We start from the raw sequence: 19,103 nt of genomic DNA, 5'->3' as shown, positions 1-19,103 counted from the left end.
ATCGATATTTCCGGCGGTATATGGTGCCTGCCGGATGATCTGCGTCCAGCTCATGCAGTTACACGGGCAACGTCATAGAAAGACTTGCCTCTTTCTATGCAACAGCATATCTGATCTGCGTCAACAAAGTGTCGATAAATGAACATCACTGAAGCGACATTTAATGGTTGCTTTCGACCATTCTAAAGACAGGTACAGGTGAACGCCATCGACTGATGACGAAACATGAATGTGCTATTCGGACAACAACAGTGTTCCTGTGGCCACCACTGCCACTTCACCATCCAGTTCGATCTGTTTCACCCCATTCTCCCATTCCACGGCAATTTCCAGTGAACCTCCCGGCTGAAAAATGGTTTTCCGGATGGTTTGCCGGGTCTCCACAGCCAGTGCCACTCCCACCGCAGCGGTGCCAGAGCCACAGCCTCGTTCCCAGATCAGAGTATCCGTTGCTCCTACCCACACCAGCGGTTTCATGTGGCTGTCATGCGGTTCATAAAACATCATACCCAATGCTTCATGATGGCGGTCTTTCAGTTGCTCAAGCACCAGCGGGAAAAAGCCTTCAGGATCATCCACCTTTGTTTGAAAAACCAGGTGGGCGATGCCGGGAAAGGTTACCAGCGTTCCGGTCAACAGCTGATCCTCCCACAGAAAAGTCAGCGTCTCCACTGCCAGAGGAAGAGGAATGCGGGCAGCGGACCGATAAACCCCCTCATGATGAGTGGCCGTGACACGGCAGAAAATGGGTTCCTGCACACCTGAAACAGCCAGCAGATACTCCCGCAAATCATGTTCCTTCTTATTTCCCGTTTCTTTTCCCGGTTTTTTTCGGAAGGCCAGCGCTGCCGCCAGAGAGCGGGTGGCATTGGCACAGAATTCGCCACCCATCATCTCCAGCACACTGTCCACACCTGATACTTCTGTTGCCGGTGGTTTCACAAAGCCCACCTGTTCAGCATGGAGATGATTCTCCTGCATGATGCGACCAGCGATCATGGGATACTCTTCCGGCTCCACCGGATCGAAGATGAGAATGGTCATGTTTTCTGTGGGATTGCACTTCACAAAAGTCAGTCTCAATGTCAACGCCCTCTTTCTCTAAGAGTCTTTCAAATCCAGTTTCCTGTCATTTTTTCATCAAAAATGCTGACCATTTAAGCATACCCGAGGTCTGTCTGCCGTACAACCTGTTTCCACTGAATGAAGCCGCTTAAAAAGAATCTATTTTTAAGAAAATCACCTTCCCGGTATCTTTTCAGGCATATGTTTCGTTGATGGTAAAAAAGCCGCTATCTCACAAAGAGACAACGGCTTTGACACTTATGACTGGTTTACAGCAACACCGCACCGATGATGCCAAAGATTACCAGCGGAATATTGTAATGCATGAAGGTGGGCACGCAGGTATCCCAGATGTGATCATGCTGCCCATCCACATTCAGCCCTGCTGTTGGCCCCAGCGTACTGTCAGAAGCCGGGGAACCGGCATCACCCAGTGCCGCAGCCGTTCCGATAAGCAGGATGGTGGCCGGGGTACTGAAGCCCACAGACATGGCCAGGGGCACATAGATAGCTGCAATAATGGGAATAGTTCCAAATGAAGTGCCAATTCCCATGGTGATGAAGAGGCCAATGAGAATCATGAGAGTGGCGGCTACCAGTTGGTTTCCTGCCAGCATACCACTGGCAGAAGCCACCAGGGTTTCAACCCCTCCGGTTTCACGAATGACAGCGCCATAGCCAGCGGCCACCAGCATGACAAAGGCAATAAAGCCCATCATGCCAATCCCGCTATGAATCATTTCGTCAATGTCCTTCCATTTGATGGCACCACCAATAAGCATGATGGCCATTCCGACAACCGCACCAATGTGCAGGCTTCCCAAGGGACTCACCTGAATGGCCAGAGCAGAAAAAGCTCCCACCAGTGCCACCCAGTGTCGGCCTGTCATGGTAACGGCCACTTCAGCTTCATCAGCTGCTGCAGCTACTGTTTCCAGTTCCTGATATTCTCTGGGTTTTCGGTATGTAACAAAGATGGCAATAAAAAGTCCGATGACCATGGCAAGTCCGGGAATCCACATCACGTGCCAAATCTCACCCTGGGCCACTGCCAAACCGTTTTCAGACATCTGATCACTGATGATACCGTGGAAAATCCAACCGTAGCCCACCGGCAGGGCCACATAAGGGGCCTTTAATCCAAAGGTGAGAGCAGAAGCCACTGCCCGGCGATCGATCTTCAGCTTGTTCATCACCGCCACCAATGGCGGAATCATAATGGGAATAAAGGCAATGTGAACCGGAATCAGGTTTTGGGACAGGCATGCCACTGCGGCGATGATCACCACAAGGATAATACCCTTTCCACGAACCCACTGAACGATTTTTTTCGCCAGAATGACAGCAATTCCTGTCTTATGAAGGCTTGCCGCCAGGGCACCCAGTAAAATATAGCTGAGGGCCGTGCTGGAGTTGCCGCCCATGCCGCCAATGAGGACACCCATGGTTTCCCCCAGAGGCATGCCGGCCAATAAACCGCCAGCCAGGGCTGCCACAATAAGTGCCAGCAATACATTCAGTTTAAGAAGACAAAGAACAATCATGATGATGACGGATAAAACCACAGGATTGGTAAACATGATATTCCTCCTTTTTGGTTAAGTTCCCTTTTTAAACCACCACTTCATGACCAGGGTCATGACACTTAGCCTCCTTTCCCAACGTTTAACGCGCAGCCCGCCTTATACCGGGGTATCCGGCCGCCGGCACAGCTGACAACAATAGATTACAGCTGCCCCACTGCTGTTTCCACAGCCTGCAACAAGGAGCCATTTCGCACTAACTCGGCACACTGTTCCATATCCAGGTAAAGAATTCGATCTTCTTCCAACATGGAGACTTGCCGGCGCAGCACACTGTAAGCCGCTTCAGTTCCTTTCCCCAATTCACCCGTCGGATCAAGGTCCACTGCCTGGCACGCTGCCATCAGCTCCACCGCCACCACCTGCTGGGCGTTGGTGAGAATGCTTCTGGCCTTTCGGGCTCCAATGGTCCCCATACTCACATGATCCTCCTGGTTGGCTGATGAAGGAATGGAATCCACACTGGCCGGATGTGCCAGTACTTTGTTTTCAGATACCAGCGCTGCCGCTGCATACTGGGCAATCATAAAGCCTGAGTGAAGGCCGCCCTTCTTTGTCAGGAAAGCAGGCAATCCGCTTAACTGAGGATTTACCAGCCGCTCAATACGTCGCTCAGATACGTTGGCAATTTCTGCCAGGGCAATACCCATATAATCAAAAGCCAGCGCCACCGGCTGTCCATGAAAGTTCCCCCCCGAAATGGCGTCCCTTTCATCGGCAAAGATCAGGGGATTGTCTGTCACCGCATTGATTTCTATATCCAGTTTTTCCTTCACATGCACCAGGGCATCCCATGAAGCGCCGTGAATCTGAGGAATGCATCTCAATGTATAGGCATCCTGAACCCGAAGTTCCCCCTGTCGAGTGGTTCGCCGGCTGTCTGTGGTAAGTCGCAATATGTTGGCGGCACTGCGCATCTGCCCAGCATGGGGCCGCAGCTGATGGACTCTGGAGTCAAAGGCATCGGTGATTCCCCGAAGGGCTTCAAGTGTCAGGGCCCCTGCCACATCCACCAGTTTCACCAGGCTCAGGGCATCTGCCACACACAAAACCCCCACAGCTGTCATCACCTGAGTTCCGTTGATGAGGCCCAGCCCTTCTTTCGAAGTCAATTCAATGGGTCGGATGCCGGCGGCCTTCATGGCTTCACTTCCGGCGAGGCGCTTGCCTTGATAAAAAGCCTCTCCTTCACCCATCATCACAAGCACCATATGGGATAACGGCGCCAGATCACCGCTGGCTCCCAGCGATCCTTTCTCCGGAATCACCGGATGAACGCCCCGGTTCAACATGTCCAGGAGCACCTGAATGGTTTCCAGCCGCACACCAGAAAAACCCTTTGAAAGGGCATTGGCCCGAAGAAGCATCACTGCACGCACAGTTTCTTCCGAAAGTGGATCTCCCACACCACAGGCATGACTCATAATCAAATTTTTTTGCAACTCCCTGGCTTCATCCTTGGAAATCACCACATCACTGAATTTGCCAAATCCGGTGGTAATGCCATACACCACTTTTCCTTCATCTACAAAGGCATCCACGACTTCCCGAGAACGACGCACCTGGGCTGCCGCCTGTTCTGTCAGAGTCACCTGAACCTGTTCCCGCGCAACCTGCAAAACGTTTTCCACTGTCAAATGATTGCCGTCAATCCGAATTGGTTCCACGCTCATTCCTCCTCACTTTTCATGCAGTTTATCAAAGGAGCGTCACCAAAACGTCAACAGCTTGTGATGCATCATCAGGATTCTTCTGCCAGTCTTTGATGCACCAGCTGCTGCACTCGTTTCACAACCCCCAGTTCATAGGGATTTTGCAATTTTTCTGCATAACGGGTCGCTTCCTGAAGGAAATGATTAGCCTGTTTTCTGTCTCCTTTTTCTGCCAGGATTAATGCCATGTACGCATTGGCAATGGAACGCCTCCAATAAATATCGAAAGCCCTGAAATGTTCCAGTGCCTGTTGCAGGCTCCTCTCTGCGTCAGCAATCCGGTTCATTTCGTAATAGGCTTGCCCCATGCCAGTGTGGAACACTGCAATGGAATGATGCCGGGCTTCCTGTTCCCCACACTCTGTAATAGCTCTTTGATAATGAACGATCGCTTCCTCCCACCGCTGGCGGTTGCGCATGATTTCACCCAGGTAATATCTGCAGGCTGCCACATGAACCACTTGATGCCGATGTTTTTCTGGCATTTTATTCACCGCTTCAATGGCCTGCTCCAATACCGACTCCGCCTGATCAAAATGATGCTGTATGAGGAGGTAAAGGCCTTGTAACCGCAGCAGCACCGGCACCCGGTCTGTCAATCCCCGGGTTTCTGCCAGATTCATGGCCGCCTCCAGATTCACCCGCATGACTTCCGGCTGCTGGGTTTGAATTCCATAATTGATGAGCTGTTGAAAGCCATGGACGGCATACCGCCAGTTACCAGTCTCCTCTGCCAGACGAATCATATTGCGCGTAGTGGTCACACCCTCATGATAGTCGCCTTCCCGAATCAGCAGACGTCCTTTTACGTGGAAATAGGCAATCTTCCAGCTCTGTACTTCCGCTTCAGCCAAATCTTCCGGCTCCAGCCTGGTCAGCATGTCTTCCACTTGCTCAAAATAAAGGAGGGCTTCTTCCCGGGGCATAAACAATGACTGTTTGGACAGTTCTCTGGGATGCATGACGCTGGGAAAAAGCTCATGATAGTAATCCAGATAGGCATTAAGGTAGGCAAGAGTATATTTCAGGGTTTGCCGATGGTCGCCCCCCAGTTTGAAATGATGGATCAAATCAGTATAACGCAAGACATCCCCCGTCGACCCCGTCAGTTGTTTTTCCAACTGCACACCCACCCGACGATGCAACAACTTCCGTTTCACCGGAGGCTGTTGCTGATATACATACTCCCGAAATTTTTCATGATTGAAGGTCACACTGATTTTATGACCGTCATCCACTTCACGAAGCATCCCCCGTTGAATCAACTGCTGAATCATTTCCATGGTGGTCATTTCATCCTCACTGGTGAGATCTGCCAATAGATTCAGAGAGACCCGGTGAAAAAACAAAGACACCAGTTCCAGTAGTTTTCGGGTTTCCTGGGAAAACTCGCAAAGACGGCTGCGCAGAATATCCTGGGCTTTGGGAGTCAATTGGCCCGGCTGATCTTGATGTTGAAGGGCATACAGGTATTCGGCCACAAAGAAGGGGTTGCCGCCGGTTTCTTTGAAGATTTGCCGGCAGGCAGTTTCATCAGGCCGGCGTGTTTCTGTCAGCCGGTGGGAAGCTTCCTGCACCCATTGAAAAGTTTCTTTTTCGTTGAAGCATGCCAGGTTCACCCTCTGAAAAAGCGGGCGTCGAACAAGGGTCGCCGTAAAGGCCGCCAGTTGGTCTTCATATCCACTACGAACAGTGGTCAAAAATAACAGCGGCAGACGGGATTCCTGAAGGAGGCGCTGCATCAGTTGCAGGCTGACCCGGTCCATCCAGTGAATGTCTTCGAAAAAAATTGTCACCGGATGTTTCTCGGTTATTTTTTTGAAGATCCCTGTCACTGCTTCCATCAATGGCTGGTTGGGGCGACTGTCATAAAGGCCCAATGACGGCTCTGTCTCTCCCTTATCAGAAGCGAGGAGGGTTTCAAAGATTGGAAACTGCCCGGCGATCAGGGCCAGCCACTGCCTGGGGAGCTGTATGCCTTCTGTTTCAATCAGGTCTGCCAGCCTCGAAAACACCGGTTGCCATGGTTTCAGAAAAAAAGATTCTTCCTGTTGATAGCAGTTGGCCTGAAAAATGGGGAAATGGCCTGTCACCACTTCTTCCAGAAAGGTTTCCAGCAGCATGGTTTTTCCCACACCAGCTTCTCCCGACACCACCACAATTCCCGATTGCTGCTGCCGCTGGAAAGTTTGAAGTACTTGTTCCAGCTGATGCCACTCCCTTTGACGACCAAAAATGTGCTTCTCACCCTTTGTTGATTTCTGTGGGGATGCGGGTTCCTGCCGCTGCTTCTGAAGGATTTCTGCCAGTTTACGGGTTTCTGCCTCTGGCTGAATTCCCAACTCTTCACGAAGCATGGCGGAAACTGACTCAAATTCCTGAATGGCTCTGTGGGCTTCTCCCCGATCTGCGTAAACCTGCATCAGGGTTCGCCTTGCCTTTTCATCAAAGGGATCCTGAAGCACCATCTCGGCTGCCACTTGCAGCATGATTTCCTGATCTCCTGACTGCTGTGCTTTTTTCAGGACACTCTGAAGTTTTCGCAAGTATTGCTGCTGCAAGCGCTGGCGTTCTGCCAGCATCCAGTCTTCAAACTCCACGGCATCTTTAACTGAAAAACCGCGCAGAAATTCCTGTCGATAGTGCTGCCAGGCTTCCGGTTCATCTCCGTTGAACTGTTCCACATCAATCACCAACTGGAAGTTCGGATTTAAACGAATTTCCGATTGGCCTATGGCAATAAGCACCTCTGCATCAAAGGCTTTTCTGATTTTGTAGAGGGCGTTTCGAAGGTTTTTGCGGGCTGTTTCCTCCGGAAAATCGCCCCATAAAAGATGCATCAGCTCATCACGTGTTGCCTTTTGGCGGCAGGCCAGGTAGTAAAAAACCGCTTCTGCTTTTCGGTAGGGAAGCTTCACGGGGTGGCCATCCAGGGAAACTCCCGGAATATCCAGCATTGTCACTGTCACAACAGGCATTCAGCCACCTTCTTTCCATCGCTTTTCAATCTGATTCGTTTCATTCATAGATGGCATAGTACGCGTCTCCCCAGTACTTCTTAATGAACTCGTCACGCCCTGATTTGCTTCGGTCAAGTTTGTATTCTTCAGGACTCTTTTGATAGAAATCCTGGTGATATTCTTCAGCATCATAGTAAGTACCGGCAGGAAGAATGGGTGTGATCACCGGGTCGGGAAACCGTCGGGATTCATCCAGTGCTTTTTTTGATTTTTCAGCAGCCAGCCGCTGAGTTTCAGTGGTATGAAAAATCGCTGTTCGGTAGGAAGGCCCCCTGTCCTGAAACTGGCCCTCCTCATCGGTGGGGTCCACCTGACGCCAAAAGGCTTCCAGCAGCTTTTCATAGGAGATCACCTCAGGATCATACAAAATGCGAACAATCTCATAGTGACCGGACTGCTGGCTTTTCACATCTTCATACCGGGGATTCTCCAGGTGGCCGCCCATATAGCCGGACCTCACCTCAAGAATGCCTTCCAGCACATCAAAGGGAGACACCATGCACCAAAAGCACCCTCCTGCAAAGTAAGCTGTTTGAGTTTCCTGTCGCCTCATCGCCACACTTCCTTTCCATCTATATCACTTTCGAACCACAGAAGCTCATGTCAATCATCAATCATTCTTCGCTGCTTCAGTTCCAATTCGCTCCATGATCATCTTCACCAATCAGAGATTCATCCAGCAGCTTCACCAGCATTTCGCAAAATTGCCGGTTTTCAGCATCGGTCCGCTTTCCAGGCCCCTTGGTACGCCCGCCGCTTCGTCTGATTTTGGCTTTCATTTCCCGTTCTTCCAGTAGAAAATCAATGGTTTCATGGCGATACTCCTTCCCCGAAGGATGAAGGCATCGGCCTCCTTTTCCCAAAATCAGTGCGGCCAGGCCCCAGTCCTGGGTCACCACCACATCACCCGACTCTGCCAGGTTCATCACTTTCATGTCTGCTTCCTGAGAACCGCCATCCACCGTCACATGATGATCAGATTCAATGCGATGATGATAGTTGGCCACTGTCCATACCTCTATCTGCCGTTTTTTCCCTTCCCTCAGGCAGGCTTGAAGCGCTCCCTTGGGGCATCCGTCGGCATCCACCAGAATTTTCACAGAGCACCTCCTTTTCCATGATTTTTTTCAGTTTATCATACAGCCGCCCCCTTTGTCTTCAAAAGTGCGAATCGAGTTATTATTTCAAAAATAACTGTTGACAAACCCAATGGAAGCTGATATTGTAAGCGATAACATTATTTTCTGTCAATTAGCCAATGACGGAGACAAAAGGTGGCTGCTTTCTTTCAGAGAGCCGGTGGCTGGTGTGAACCGGTGGAAAGTTTCATCATATACTCCCTCCCGAGGCTCAGTTCTGAACACAGGCCCCTGCATCATGCCCCATCGGCTGATTTGTATGGTGACACTGTCAGTAGGCAGCTGCGTTTTGTCCCCGTTAACGGACATCACTTTTGCCCGTCGGCATATGCTTCTGACGGCAGAAGTCAGTGAGCCTGGCCCTGAAAAGAGCTGGGGAATTTGGGTGGTACCACGAACAGAACCTGTTTCGTCCCTATTGGATGAAGCGGGTTTTTTTGATACTCTTTTTCCAAAACAGGTGAACTCAATGAATGGTGAACTCAATGAAGAAGGAGTGAGAGAAAATGAAAATGAGTGGCGCATCATGTGTGGTTGAAGCTCTCCGACAGGAGGGTGTCAGTGTCTTGTTCGGTTATCCGGGAGGGGCTAATCTGCTGCTTTACGACGCCCTCATCGACTCAGGTATTCGCCAGGTGCTGGTGCGCAATGAACAGGGAGCCGCCCATGCCGCCAGCGGCTACAGCCGGGTGACAGGTAAACCGGGCGTTTGCATGGCCACCTCGGGCCCTGGTGCCACCAACCTGATCACAGGCATTGCCACTGCCTACATGGATTCCATCCCCCTCATCGCCATCACCGGTCAGGTGGGCACCGATCTTATCGGCCGGGATGTATTTCAGGAAGTGGACATTACCGGTGCCACCGAACCCTTCACCAAGAACAATTATCTGGTAAAGGATATACGTGACCTGCCGCAGATTTTCAAGGAAGCCTTTCACATTGCCACCACCGGGAGACCTGGCCCTGTACTGATTGATATACCCAGAGATGTTCAAACCGCCATTCTTGATTTTTCTTACCCTGAAGCAGTGGATCTGCGAGGATACAAGCCGACACTGAAAGGCCACCCCCGGCAGATTAAAAAAGCCATTGAAGCCATGATGGATTCACGGCGGCCGGTGATTGTGGTGGGTGGCGGCGGTATCATGGCTGATGCTACCAGCGAACTCATTGCCTTTGCAGAGCGTATGCAGGCCCCGGTGGCCACCACCCTCATGGGCATTGGTGCCTTCCCGGCCAGCCATCCCCTTTCATTGGGAATGCTGGGAGGCGATCATGGTGTCTACCCGGCCAAACAGGCAGTGGCTGAAGCTGATTTTCTGGTGGTCATGGGGTCTCGCATGGCTGACCGATCCACGGGCAAACGGTCAGATTTTGCCCAAAAAGCACTCACCGTGGTCCATATCGATGTGGATCCGGCGGAAATCGGCAAAAACATTGATATTCATATTCCCATTGTGGGCGATATCAAAAGAACACTACAAGGACTATTGGAACAGGATTTTCACCGTGAAAACCCTGAATGGATGACACAAGTTCAGGAATGGAAACGGGTGGTGAAAGGTACCGGAGCAGGAGAAGGCGCAGCGGGTCTTGATCCCATGAAAGTGATTCAGCAGCTGTCAGCCAAGGCGTCAAAGGATACCATTGTCGCCACCGATGTGGGACAACATCAGGTATGGACCGGTCGCTATTATGCCTTCGAGCACCCCCGCACCTTTCTTACCTCCGGCGGGTTGGGCACCATGGGCTATGGTTTACCTGCCGCCATTGGTGCCAAAATCGGCTGCCCCCATCAGCAGGTACTATTGGTCACCGGAGACGGCAGCTTTCAAATGAACCTCACAGAACTGGCCACCGCTGCCCAGGAAGGACTGTCCATTAAAATTGTCCTTCTTAACAACAGCCGCCTGGGCATGGTACGGGAACTACAGGAGCATTTCTGCGAAAAGCGCTACACTCAGACCACCCTGACGGGGAACCCTTCTTTTGGAAAGCTGGCGGAAGCCTATGGTTTTCCAGCCATTCGAGTGGAGCATCAGGAGGAACTGGATGCAGCCCTGGATCACTTGCTGGCTCACGAAGGCACCATGCTGGCGGAATTCATCATTGACCCCGTGTCAAATGTGATTCCGGCCCAGCAGGTATAAGGAGGGATTTCAGATGAAAAAGCATATTTTGGCAATTCTTGTTGAAAACCGGCCCAGCGTCCTTTCTAAAGTGGTGGGCTTGTTCAGCCGCAGAGGCTTTAACATTCACAGCCTGGCAGTGGGTGTGACGGAAGACCCCGAAATCTCCCGCATTACCATCGTTGCCGAAGGAGACGAATACATTCTGGAACAGATCTCCAAACAGCTGAATAAGTTGATTGATGTCATCAAAGTTTCCGACATCGGCCAAGAGGCCATTGCACGTGAGCTTGCTCTTATTAAAGTGCACGCCACTCCCGCCACTCGAAATGAGATCGTGGAAATTGTCAACATATTCAGAGAAAAGATCGTAGACATCAGTAAAAACTCCGTCACTATTCAGGTCACCGGTGACAGCAAAAAAATGGCGGCACTGGAAGAAATGCTCCGGGATTTTGGCATTAAAGAGCTGGTACGCACCGGCATGATTGCTGTGGATCGGGGTGCCAAAGCCATTCAGGTGAATAGCGGCCGCAAAGACGGGTAATACGATAGCATGATTAACAATTTGTCAGGGAGGTGATCCCATCGATACACACATTCAAATCACCATTTATGAGGACATTGGCTGAGGCTTCAGCAAGATGAAGCCCGTCGTTGACGAGGCTATTCGCCGCCTTCATCTGAAGGCATCTGTGACATTGGTTTGCAGCCCTGCCGCCATTGAGAAAGACGGCATTCAGTGTTTGCCGGCACTCTTTTTAAACCAACAGCTGGTGGTGGCAGGACGCGTCCCTTCCATTTTCACCATGCCAGATCTACTAAAACAGGCAATCAATGAAAAGAATACTCTTTATCTTGAATAATCAAAAACCCCCTGGGATTTTCAGTCAATTCCCAGGGGGTTTCATTGGGCTTAGTTTCGGTCTTTATTTCAATTTAAAACGGGCGATGGCTTCGTTCATTTGCTGAGCCAGCTCTGTCAAATCGTTGCTGTTCCCTGCAATTTGGTCGATGGAAGCCGTTTGCTCTTCGATGGATGCTGAAGCTTGCTGTGTGGAGGCTGCATTTTCTTCGGAAATAGCCGATAAGCTTTCCACAGCCTCTACCAACGCATTTTTCCTTTCCTCCATTTCACCACCAGACACTTTCAGGGTTGTAATGGCTTCCGTCATTTGTTCCAGGGCGCCTGCAATACCCTCGAAACGTTCATTGGTCTCCGACACATGAGCTTCCTGCTCCTGTGTGAGTCGTGCTGCAGTGGCCATGGCTTCTACCGCCCGGCTAACATTGGCTGATACTTCTTCAATTACCCGCTGGATTTCATCTGTGAAGCTTTCTGACTGCTCCGCCAGCTTGCGAATTTCATCTGCTACAACGGCAAAGCCTCTGCCGGCTTCTCCTGCTCTGGCCGCTTCTATGGCGGCGTTCAATGCCAGAAGGTTTGTCTGGTCGGCAATGTTGCGAATCATTTGACTGGCCTCTGCAATACGGCCGGTGCTGTCATTGGTTTTCTGAATAATCTGCTGTACCTCTGAAGAAGTCTTCGCTGTAACAGCCGTTTTATCCACCAGCCGGTGCATGGCCTCCATGCCTTCCTGACGCAGCTTCTCCACTGCTGTCACTGAATGATCCAACGTCACAAGATCCCGGGCATTTTCTGCGATGGCTGCTCCCATGCGCTCTGCATTGGCAGCACTTTCTTCTGTTTCCCGGGCCTGATCGGTGGCACCACCGGCAATTTCTTCAATTGTTTTTGCCACTTCTGCTGCGGCTATGGAAGTTTCTCTGCAAATAGCAGCCATTTCCTCCGATGCCATGGCCAACTGTTCAGACTGGAGTGAAATTCCCTTAATAAGACTTTTCAAGTTTTCATGCACCCGCACCAGCGACCCGGAAATCTGTCCGATTTCATCTTTCCGCCCACGATATCCCTCAATGACAGCTTCATCTTCTAGGGTCAGATCGTAGTCTGCCAGCCGGTCCAGCGCACGACGGATCATTTTGATGGGCTTGGCAAAGGAACTGCCCACAAAGAAGGTGAGGATCATGCAAATCAAGACAATGACGGCCGCCACCACCATCATTTCACGTTGAATGACCGGAATAGCACTGAGTACTTCATCGGCATCAGCTGTGACCACCATGTACCAATGAGCCCCTTCGATGGGAACGAAAGCTCCGTAGAGATCCTGGTCGTTGTTGGTGTAACGGACGACACCCTGTCGTTGGCCCAGCACCTCTTCCGTGAAAGCTGCCAGGGATGCCAGCGATTCATCTTCTGTTCCCTGACGAATGGGGTTGAAGGCATCCATCACCAATTGACGTTCACGGTGGGCCACTATAGTGCCTTCATGATTCACCACATAGGCATAGCCGCTTTCTCCCAAACCGATGTCTTCAATCTGTTCACTCACTGAATACCAGACAGCCACCGCCAATAAAACCCCCACTGTACGGTCATCCCGGCGAATGGGTGTCACGAAGGTGATGCCCTGTTCATGGTAGTCAGCATCCACCAGCACGTCTGTATGCAGGGTTTGGCCGTTGAAAGCCGATCGGATATATGACCGGTCTCCCAACTGTGCCGTGGAACCATCCAGATAACGGGCAGCGCCACCGGGCTGCACCACGGCAATGGTTCTGAAATTCAAGATATTTCGAAACTCATTGAGGGCCAGGTACTGCTCATCCCAATCCATCCCCGTCACTTCCGGCATGGCGGCAATCAGCTGAATCAGCTGAGCCTGTACTTCCATTCGGGCATCAATCAGATCAGCTGCCTGATGTGCCACTTCCAACAGCGATGCTTCCACTTCATTCACCAGAGCATCTCCCGCTCGCATGGTAGCTATCATGCTCGTAGAGACACTGGCTAAAATCACCAGTAATGCAAAGATCAATACCATTTTAGTCCGAATACTCTTCATGGCGGCGAATCTCTCTCCTTTGTTTCCCGGCAGACAGCCGCAGTTAAGCAGTTGCCACTGCTGCCCTTTTGTGCCCGCCGGCTCAGTTGTCCCTTCGATTTCAGGGCGTTCTTTTTCTTCAATGCTCTATATCTGTTTCATTCGTATACCTATTTCAGGATTATTTTCTGATTTGTCCATTCCCCATCACCATGTATTTAATGCTGGTAAGGGCTTCCAGCCCCATGGGACCCCGTGCATGAAGCTTTTGGGTGCTGATGCCGATTTCTGCGCCAAAGCCGAACTGAAATCCGTCGGTGTAGCGGGTGGAGGCATTCACATAGACGGTGGCTGCATCCACTTCCTGTAGGAAACGCCGGGCATGGCTGTACTCCTCAGTGACAATAGCTTCCGAGTGGCGAGTGCCGTAGGTTTCGATGTGATCCATGGCTTCATCCAATGATGCCACCACTTTCACCGCCAGAATCAGATCGTGAAATTCTGTTGACCAATCCTCTTCACTGGCAGGCATCGCTGCTGGTACCAGAGAGCAGGTCACCGGGCATCCTCTGAGTTCAACACCCTTTTCCAGCAGGGGTTTTGTCAGGGTGCCAAGGTGCTCCCGGGCAAAGCTTTCATGAACCAGCAGCGTCTCGGTGGCGTTGCACACTGCAGGTCGATGGGTTTTCCCGTTCACTGCAATGGCTGTTGCCATGACAGGATCTGCCGACGCGTCCACGAAAACATGGCAGTTACCCACACCGGTTTCAATGACAGGGACTGATGATTGCTCCACCACGGTTTTAATGAGACCGGCGCCGCCTCTTGGAATCAGCACATCCACCAGTCCGTTCAGTTTCATGAGCACATTGACCGCCTCACGGCTGGTGGATTCAATTAACTGTACCGCTTCCACCGGCAACGCACTTTCAGCCATGGCACTTTTCAACACACCGGCAATGGCCGTATTGGTATGAATGGCTTCCGATCCTCCTTTAAGGATCACCGCATTCCCAGATTTCAGGCACAGGGCTGCTGCATCAACCGTCACATTGGGACGGGCTTCGTAAATCATTCCCACCACACCCATGGGAGTTCTCACCTGAGAAATCTGAATACCGTCGGCACCCGTCCACAAACGAGATCCCTCACCAACGGGGTCTTTCAGTGCCGCCACTTGTCGCAGTCCCTCGGCCATATCATTAATCCGGGCATCATTAATCATCAACCGGTCCAAGAGCGCCTGCGAAAAACCCTTTTCCCGTGCCATCGCCAAATCCTGTTCATTGGCTGCCTGAATAACACCACTGTTGGTCTCAAGAGCTGCTGCCATTTTTAACAGACACTGATTCTTTTCATCAGTACTCACCAATGCCATTTGCCGCGAAGCCTTCCGGGCTGCTTTCGCCTGTTGTGTCACTTGTTCTGCAATTGTCATTTCCCGCACCTCATTTCATCGCTTTCATATTATTTGTTCTTTTTAAAAAAGATGTGTTCCGACACTATCCACTTGTGTTCATCTTAATCTCTTTCATCATTTCATCAGGCTCAGCAACTTAATGGAGCAAGACCACCAGATTGTTTCGGTGTATCACTTCATCATATGGTTTATAGCCCAATGTCTCAATGATTTCAGAGGATTTCAGGCCCTTAATCTGATCAATTTCCATGGAACTGTAATTTGTCACACCCCGGGCCACTTCCACCCCCGACTGGCTGACTATAGAAACGATCTGACCCTCCCTGAAGCGTTCTTCTGTTTTTAGAACACCACTGGGCAGCAGGCTTTTTTGCCGCTCTGTCAGCGCTCTCACCGCGCCGTCATCCACTACCAACCGGCCAGCAGGGGTGCTGCCAAAGGCAATCCAGTGTTTCCTTGCCTGAAGGGGATGTTGCTGCTCCTGGAACCATGTGCCCATTTCATAGCCGTCAATCACATCCTGAATCACCCCGGGTCTACTGCCATTGACAATCACCATGGCTGTTCCGGAAGTGGTGGCAATGCGGGCTGCATTGATCTTGGTGATCATCCCGCCGGTACCCAGACTGCTCCCTGCGCCGCCTGCCAGTTTTTCGATTTCGGGCGTGATTTCGCTGACGGTGTGAATCAGCTTTGCGCCGGGACATACCCGGGGGTCCGCTTCACAAAGGCCATCAATATCAGAAAGGAGAATCAGCAAGTCTGCTTCTGCAATGCTGCTGACAATGGCAGAAAGGGTGTCATTGTCTCCCAGTTTGATTTCATCCACTGCAATGGCATCATTTTCATTCACAATGGGAACCACGCCCTGTTCCAGCAGAGAAAAGAAGGCATTTCGCACATGAAGAAACCGGGTGCGGTGGTGGATATCTTCTTTTGTAAGCAGTATCTGGGCCACCACTTTGCCGTACTCGGAGAAAAGTTTTTCATACATGTGTATCAGGATTCCCTGGCCCACTGCTGCTGCCACCTGCTTTTCAGGGATGGTATTGGGACGCTTCTTTAAGTTCAACCGCCCAATGCCAGCACCAATGGAGCCTGAGGATACCAATACCACCTCATAGCCCTGGTTGTGGAGATCGGCAATCTGACGCACCAATAGCTCCATTCGGTTCAGATTCAGCAGTCCATTGCCGTGGGTGATGGTAGAGGTGCCGACTTTGATGACAATGCGTTTCACATGCTGCATGCGTTCTTTTCGGTTCATCAACAGCGCCAAAGGCCTCGACGGGCTTCCAGCTTCCACCTTTCAGTCTAAATATGAGTTTCAGATAATATTTGCCGTAAAATAGTTCAACTGTTATTGTACCATAGAGCACCAGATTCGTCATAGTGGTTTCCATACTACCCGGCAGTATTTTGTGATGCTTACAATTCTCCCTGCAAATCTCCTCTGCCAATCAGGGCATGATTGAATTTATAGCCAACGCCCCGCACATTAATGATGTATTGAGGATTTGAAGGTTCTGGCTCAATTTTCTTCCTTAAATTACTGATATACACCATGATGGTGCGTGCGTCGCCGTCAAAGCTGTCCATTTTCCACACCATCTGAAAGAGCTGTTCCATGCTGTAAATTCTCTTGGGGTTTTTCATGAGGATGGAGAGAATTTCAAATTCTTTATTGGACAGGCTGAGCAAAACACCTTCCGACCAAACTTCCCGCGTATCCATGTTCATCTTCAAGCTGGCATGTTGAAGAATTTCATCTTGTTCCCTGACCGTCGCCAACAACCTATTTCTCCTTAAATGGGCTTTAATTCGGGCAATTAACTCACCCGGTAAAAATGGCTTGATGATGTAGTCATCTCCTCCCGCTGAAAGCGCCATCACTTTGTCAATTTCGCCGGCCTTACAGCTGAGAAACAACACCGGAACATTAGTCTGTTTTCGAATCTCCAAACACAGCTCTATTCCGTCGATATCCGGCATCATAATATCCAGCAGAATCAGATCCGGTTGAAAAGCCTGCACCGCTGCCAGGGCTTCCCTGCCATTGGCCGCCGACTCAATGGTGAAATCTTCTTTCAGCAGATACCGTTTAATTAACTCTGTAATATCCCGTTCATCATCAATCAGCAGGATTCTTTCTCGCGCCATCGTTTTTCCTCCTCTTCCGCATTCGTCATTTTCCATGCTTATGGTTCATAAAGCGGCAGGGTAAAACAAAAGCTGCTGCCTTCATATAGTTTGCTGTCTGCCCAAATATGTCCTCCATGAAATTCGATGATCTCTCGTGAAATGGTGAGCCCAAGGCCACTCCCTTCATAAACAATTCCTTTTTGCCCACCACCCCTGTAGAAACGTTCAAAAATATGTTTTAGATCAGTTTCATCAATACCCACACCGTTGTCGATGACTTTTACCTGCAAATTTTGATGATGATCCGCTTCGAAAACCGAAGCTTGCAGCGCAATCAAACCCGATTGTGGTGTATGCCTGATAGCATTAAACACCAGATTTGAAATCACCTGGTCCATCCGTTCAATATCCACAATGATTTCCCGTTGCAGATCTTTGAGCGTCACTTCGTTCACCAGCTGAAACACAATTCCTGCATGATTCACGTCCCATTCACATTTTTGAAGGTTATTCTGAATAAATTCTGCCACTGTCACCTGCGAAAAATTGAAGGAGATTTGACCAGACTCCAGTTGTGTCAGTTCAAACAAATCCTGAATGAGGCGCTGAAGCCTCAGCGCCTTCGACTGGATCAGTTCCAGGTAATTAATTCTTGTTTCTTTCATGGTAATGGTGCCGTCCAGTAATGCAGATACATAACCCAGAATAGAAGTGATAGGTGTTCGTAACTCATGGGATATGTTGGTGAGAAGGGAATGCCTTGATTTTTCCGATTGCATCATTTCTTCCTCAATCCGTTTGCGGTCCGTAATATCCCGGGCAATTCCCTCGACAGCTTTCATATGTCCTGCAGCATCATGCAAAATCGTGGTATGTTGCTCCGTCCATATGTAGTGCCCTTCTTTGTGCAGGAACCGTATAGTAACAGGTCCCGGGTTGATGTGATCTGGCTCCGTCAGCAAGTCCATCATTACTAGATCAGCCGGATGTACCAGCTCCGAAAATAATGAAGGATTATCATAGAAAGCTTCAGGTTCATAGCCCAGCATGTTCAGAGACGAAGGACTGATGTACTCAAATTTCAACATTGGTTTCAACTGATAAAGGTAAATGAGATCTTTTGCATTATCTGCCATCAGGCGAAAACGTTTTTCACTCAACGCCAGTTGGCTCCGTATTTTTTGAAGATAGATGATCAGAATACTGAAATTTAAAATGTTGGCAAAGATAATTTCACTGGTATAACCCAGATGGGAATCACTGTAAACAGGAAAAAGAAAAGGATAATAGGCTTTATGCAGCCCCCAGATGATGAACACCAAGCCTCCGATGACTCGATCTGCCCAGTTGGTGTCCCAGTACCTGAAGAGCATGACACCGGTGGCTACTGCAACCACACTAAAAAAGACGGAGGCGATCAATGTCACCGTCAGAACGGGTAAATCATAGTACACCGCCAATGTGATCCACAGTAAATTGATAAAGAGAAACTGAATCCAGTACCGGGGAATCTTTCTGCCTACAAAAAGGTAGGTGCCTCCCAGCAGAAACAGGCTGTTTAACAAATCACAAATGACTTTCAGGCCGATTAACACCGTTAATCCCGGCTGGTTAAGCAACAACATGCTGATGAACAGACTGATGGTGTACATCGTCCAGCTGAAACCCCAGTAATTAATATAAGGCTCATGATTTTTAGAAAAAATATAGAAATAAAGCAGTGTGATGAACAGGGTCAAAAAAGCCAGCGAAGCCAGTGACGGGCTTATTTCAAACACCTTCAGCACCCCTTTCCGCAGACAAAAACTGATTTATTGAAATATGCGCAATATATTGAATCGGTAAATTATTTACATAATTTAAAGCATTTTTAAAGCTGCTTTTATGATTTCTTTAATGCTGCTCCTGTAGAATCTATTTTAATACAAATCCATGAAAAGCGACAGCAGAATCAAAAGCGGCAACATACAAAGTATGTGGC

Annotated in this window: 15 protein-coding genes; 4 read left to right on the top strand and 11 right to left on the bottom strand. The window is 49.9% G+C overall.

Annotation, left to right across the window (positions count from 1 at the left end; genetic code table 11):
• Window positions 1-234 precede the first annotated feature (234 nt).
• The 6 genes from AAIG11_RS00720 to AAIG11_RS00695 form a co-directional block, all read right to left on the bottom strand.
• The gene (locus AAIG11_RS00720; RefSeq protein WP_343184363.1) at window positions 235-1,068 is read right to left on the bottom strand and encodes a histidine racemase CntK family protein; all 834 of its coding nucleotides are present in this window, start codon (window positions 1,066-1,068) and stop codon (window positions 235-237) included.
• Window positions 1,069-1,334: 266 nt separating this feature from the next.
• Entirely contained in the window at window positions 1,335-2,645 is a 1,311-nt protein-coding gene (locus AAIG11_RS00715; RefSeq protein WP_343184362.1) for a Na+/H+ antiporter family protein, read from the bottom strand.
• A gap of 146 nt (window positions 2,646-2,791) precedes the next feature.
• A complete protein-coding gene (gene hutH, locus AAIG11_RS00710; RefSeq protein WP_425499395.1) occupies window positions 2,792-4,315 on the bottom strand; it encodes a histidine ammonia-lyase in 1,524 nt (507 codons plus the stop codon).
• Window positions 4,316-4,389: 74 nt separating this feature from the next.
• Window positions 4,390-7,329 (bottom strand): ATP-binding protein, encoded by a 2,940-nt coding sequence (locus tag AAIG11_RS00705; protein WP_343184360.1) that lies wholly within the window; start codon window positions 7,327-7,329, stop codon window positions 4,390-4,392.
• Between the two features lie 49 nt (window positions 7,330-7,378).
• Entirely contained in the window at window positions 7,379-7,933 is a 555-nt protein-coding gene (gene msrA, locus AAIG11_RS00700; protein ID WP_343184359.1) for a peptide-methionine (S)-S-oxide reductase MsrA, read from the bottom strand.
• Between the two features lie 76 nt (window positions 7,934-8,009).
• The gene (locus AAIG11_RS00695; protein ID WP_343184358.1) at window positions 8,010-8,480 is read right to left on the bottom strand and encodes a YaiI/YqxD family protein; all 471 of its coding nucleotides are present in this window, start codon (window positions 8,478-8,480) and stop codon (window positions 8,010-8,012) included.
• Between the two features lie 109 nt (window positions 8,481-8,589).
• Here AAIG11_RS00695 and AAIG11_RS00690 point away from each other — a divergent pair, with 109 nt between their 5' ends.
• The 4 genes from AAIG11_RS00690 (at window position 8,590) to AAIG11_RS00675 (ending at window position 11,517) form a co-directional block, all read left to right on the top strand.
• A complete protein-coding gene (locus AAIG11_RS00690) occupies window positions 8,590-9,057 on the top strand; it encodes a hypothetical protein (RefSeq protein WP_343184357.1) in 468 nt (155 codons plus the stop codon).
• Complete coding sequence (gene ilvB / locus AAIG11_RS00685; protein WP_343184356.1) at window positions 9,026-10,672, top strand: biosynthetic-type acetolactate synthase large subunit; 1,647 nt, start codon at window positions 9,026-9,028, stop codon at window positions 10,670-10,672. Before AAIG11_RS00690 ends, ilvB begins: the two co-directional genes overlap by 32 nt.
• A 13-nt stretch (window positions 10,673-10,685) precedes the next feature.
• Entirely contained in the window at window positions 10,686-11,198 is a 513-nt protein-coding gene (gene ilvN, locus AAIG11_RS00680) for an acetolactate synthase small subunit (RefSeq protein ID WP_343184355.1), read from the top strand.
• 97 nt (window positions 11,199-11,295) lie between these two features.
• Window positions 11,296-11,517 carry a thioredoxin family protein gene (locus AAIG11_RS00675; protein ID WP_343184354.1) on the top strand — a complete coding sequence of 74 codons (222 nt, stop codon included), beginning with the start codon at window positions 11,296-11,298 and terminating at the stop codon, window positions 11,515-11,517.
• A 63-nt stretch (window positions 11,518-11,580) separates the two neighbouring features.
• Here AAIG11_RS00675 and AAIG11_RS00670 read toward each other — a convergent pair whose 3' ends face one another.
• From AAIG11_RS00670 to AAIG11_RS00650, 5 genes are all read right to left on the bottom strand, one after another.
• Window positions 11,581-13,581 carry a methyl-accepting chemotaxis protein gene (locus AAIG11_RS00670; RefSeq protein WP_343184353.1) on the bottom strand — a complete coding sequence of 667 codons (2,001 nt, stop codon included), beginning with the start codon at window positions 13,579-13,581 and terminating at the stop codon, window positions 11,581-11,583.
• 160 nt (window positions 13,582-13,741) lie between these two features.
• Window positions 13,742-14,998, bottom strand: coding sequence for a glutamate-5-semialdehyde dehydrogenase (locus AAIG11_RS00665; RefSeq protein ID WP_343184352.1), 1,257 nt, complete (start codon window positions 14,996-14,998; stop codon window positions 13,742-13,744).
• Between the two features lie 118 nt (window positions 14,999-15,116).
• Window positions 15,117-16,247: a glutamate 5-kinase gene (gene proB, locus AAIG11_RS00660; protein WP_343184351.1), complete on the bottom strand. Its 1,131-nt coding sequence runs from the start codon at window positions 16,245-16,247 to the stop codon at window positions 15,117-15,119.
• 161 nt (window positions 16,248-16,408) lie between these two features.
• Complete coding sequence (locus tag AAIG11_RS00655) at window positions 16,409-17,140, bottom strand: response regulator transcription factor (RefSeq protein ID WP_343184350.1); 732 nt, start codon at window positions 17,138-17,140, stop codon at window positions 16,409-16,411.
• A 38-nt stretch (window positions 17,141-17,178) separates the two neighbouring features.
• On the bottom strand, window positions 17,179-18,900 hold the full coding sequence (locus AAIG11_RS00650) for a sensor histidine kinase (RefSeq protein WP_343184349.1): 1,722 nt from the start codon (window positions 18,898-18,900) through the stop codon (window positions 17,179-17,181).
• Window positions 18,901-19,103: the final 203 nt, after the last annotated feature.

Origin of the sequence: Anoxynatronum sibiricum, from assembly GCF_039414295.1 — a bacterium.
GTDB lineage: Bacteria > Bacillota > Clostridia > Peptostreptococcales > Tindalliaceae > Anoxynatronum > Anoxynatronum sibiricum.
Note: the sequence above shows the minus strand (reverse complement) of the source record. Positions and strands in the feature narration are given on the sequence as shown.